The organism is Marinobacter halodurans, from assembly GCF_004327985.1.
Classification (GTDB): Bacteria; Pseudomonadota; Gammaproteobacteria; order Pseudomonadales; family Oleiphilaceae; genus Marinobacter_A; species Marinobacter_A halodurans.
Genome location: NZ_SJDL01000108.1, coordinates 1 through 2,034 on the forward strand (window position 1 = coordinate 1; position 2,034 = coordinate 2,034).

Sequence of the window (2,034 nt, forward strand, 5' to 3'; positions counted from 1 at the left end):
GTCAGGCGATGCTGCTTGTCGATCTCACGTAACAAGAGCAAGCCTGCATCGGAGGTGATGTGGCCACCGGAAAAATCGGCTTCAATCTGGCGGCGGGCGAGTGGCGAGAAGGTCAGTTTTTCAGGTACCATTTTGGCAGCGGCTGTTGGTGTTGATTTTGTGTTTAGGAGCTTGAAATCATAACACTTTCAGCCGCTTTCTTTTATGCCCTATGAGAAATCCGGGCTAGCTCCTGCCGGATATCCGCATCCTTCCGAAGAACAGATAGAACTTATTGTCAGTTTTCCCGCAGACAGCGGTATTGAGCCGCTGTATCTGGTTTTCCGTAAAACAGCGCGTGATGAGCGCGGTGTTGTGACTGGACAGGGAGAGGATATTATTGGCACATGGCTTGAGAATGCCGGCAAAGATCTTGGTGCTCCCGTACCCTCTCAGATTGCGGATCGACTGAGGGGGCGTGAGTTCTCGAACTTTGATAGTTTCCGGGAGGCGTTTTGGTTGGAGGTAGCGAATGCTGAAGAGCTGCTGGCTCAGTTTGGGAGCCGGAATCAAAAGACTATAAAGGCTGGCAGAGCCCCGTATGCACGCATTGGTGATCAAGCTGGTAAAAGGAACCGGTTTGAGATCCACCATGTTGAGGAAATAAGGAATGGTGGATCTGTCTACGACGTCAGTAACATGAGAGTTTTAACTCCATCAAGGCATATAGAAATTCACAGGGAGCCCTTATGAAACTGGAGAAAGATTGTATAAATGATTACTCGGAGCAGGAATTTCTGAAAATCCTAAAAGAATTCTGGGAGGGCGATATTTCAGAAGTCGAGGAAGACGAGTTCGTGCAAAGCTTCAACGAAATCATAGAACACCCCGAGAAAAGTGATTTGATTTTCTACCCGCCTGACAATCGCGATGATTCACCCGAGGGTGTGATCAATGAACTAAAAAGGTGGTATCGAGAACAGGGCAAAGCTTGTTTCAGGGCATAAATCCAATATGGACAGCATCCGAATCGAAGACATTACTCGAGAAGAGCTCGTCGCTTTTCTGAAGAGAATTTTTGATGTCACAGATTGCGCGGAGACCCACGATGAACTAATTGACCAGTTCGAGGATTTGTCACAGCATCCCGATGGATCTGACCTGATTTTCTACCCTGAGAATCCTGATGATTCTACGCCTGAGCGTATTGTAGAGATTGTTGAGGAATGGCGTGCCCGCAACGGGTTGCCGGGTTTCGTCACGGCAATGTTGGTTGTCGCCGGGTTGAATGCAGCACCTACCAGTACGGGCTGTAAATAACTACAAGCCCCAACAACCCAGACATTGCTGCTACCCTCAAAAGCGGAGGTCAGCAGCGCTTATCGTTGCCTGGGTTCATGGTGTTCGTTATGGCGAACTGGGCTTAATGGCCGGTGAAAAGAACTAAAAGCAAACCAATTGCTCCTGGCAGTGCCTGCACAAATAGAATTTTTCGGCTTGCTGTTGCTGCACCGTAGATTCCGGCCACAACAACGCACGCCAGGAAAAATAACTTGAAATCATACCCTGCCGCACCTTGAAAGAGACCAACCAAAAGACCGGCCGCAATAAAACCGTTATAAAGACCTTGATTTGCTGCCAAAACCTTTGTCGTTGCTGCATGCTCCTTGGAATGACCAAAGACTTTCCAGCCCATCGGCTTATCCCAAAGGAACATCTCCAATATCAAAAAGTATCCGTGGAGCAAAGCTGCCAATAACACTACCAAATCGGTAATTATTGTCATGTGTACATACCTACATGTGTACGCCCAGCATGGGCATGAACTAACCCGGATTTCTCATAGGGCATAAAAGAAAGCGGCTGAAAGTGTTATGATTTCAAGCTCCTAAACACAAAATCAACACCAACAGCCGCTGCCAAAATGGTACCTGAAAAACTGACCTTCTCGCCACTCGCCCGCCGCCAGATTGAAGCCGATTTTTCCGGTGGCCACATCACCTCCGATGCAGGCTTGCTCTTGTTACGTGAGATCGACAAGCAGCATCGCCTGAC

General features: G+C 48.3%; 6 protein-coding genes. 4 read left to right on the forward strand and 2 right to left on the reverse strand.

Annotated features, from left to right (window positions below; translation table 11 throughout):
• The coding region (locus EZI54_RS23535) for a transposase (protein ID WP_207389334.1) at positions 1-131 on the reverse strand (131 nt) is incomplete at its 3' end.
• Between the two features lie 73 nt (positions 132-204).
• Here EZI54_RS23535 and EZI54_RS23540 point away from each other — a divergent pair.
• Genes EZI54_RS23540 through EZI54_RS23550 form a run of 3 tightly spaced genes read left to right on the forward strand, consistent with a single transcriptional unit; the run spans position 205 to position 1,299 of the window.
• Positions 205-732: a hypothetical protein gene (locus EZI54_RS23540; RefSeq protein WP_131484287.1), complete on the forward strand. Its 528-nt coding sequence runs from the start codon at positions 205-207 to the stop codon at positions 730-732.
• Positions 729-986, forward strand: coding sequence for a bacteriocin immunity protein (locus tag EZI54_RS23545; protein WP_207389333.1), 258 nt, complete (start codon positions 729-731; stop codon positions 984-986). Before EZI54_RS23540 ends, EZI54_RS23545 begins: the two co-directional genes overlap by 4 nt.
• Positions 987-993: 7 nt before the next feature.
• Positions 994-1,299, forward strand: a complete 306-nt coding sequence (locus EZI54_RS23550; RefSeq protein WP_131484288.1) for a bacteriocin immunity protein — start codon at positions 994-996, stop codon at positions 1,297-1,299.
• Positions 1,300-1,402: 103 nt separating this feature from the next.
• Here EZI54_RS23550 and EZI54_RS23555 read toward each other — a convergent pair whose 3' ends face one another.
• The gene (locus EZI54_RS23555) at positions 1,403-1,765 is read right to left on the reverse strand and encodes a DUF1304 domain-containing protein (protein ID WP_131484289.1); all 363 of its coding nucleotides are present in this window, start codon (positions 1,763-1,765) and stop codon (positions 1,403-1,405) included.
• 138 nt (positions 1,766-1,903) lie between these two features.
• Between EZI54_RS23555 and EZI54_RS23560 the strand changes: the two genes are divergently transcribed.
• Positions 1,904-2,034, forward strand: a 131-nt coding sequence (locus tag EZI54_RS23560; protein ID WP_207389334.1) for a transposase, incomplete at its 3' end; no start/stop codon positions are given.

Bases quoted from the DNA above. Each gene is read 5' to 3' on its own strand.
- EZI54_RS23540 (WP_131484287.1), top strand. From the start codon at position 205: ATGCCCTATGAGAAATCCGGGCTAGCTCCTGCCGGATATCCGCATCCT.
- EZI54_RS23550 (WP_131484288.1), top strand. From the start codon at position 994: ATGGACAGCATCCGAATCGAAGACATTACTCGAGAAGAGCTCGTCGCT.
- EZI54_RS23555 (WP_131484289.1), bottom strand. From the start codon at position 1,765: ATGACAATAATTACCGATTTGGTAGTGTTATTGGCAGCTTTGCTCCAC.
- EZI54_RS23545 (WP_207389333.1), top strand. From the start codon at position 729: ATGAAACTGGAGAAAGATTGTATAAATGATTACTCGGAGCAGGAATTT.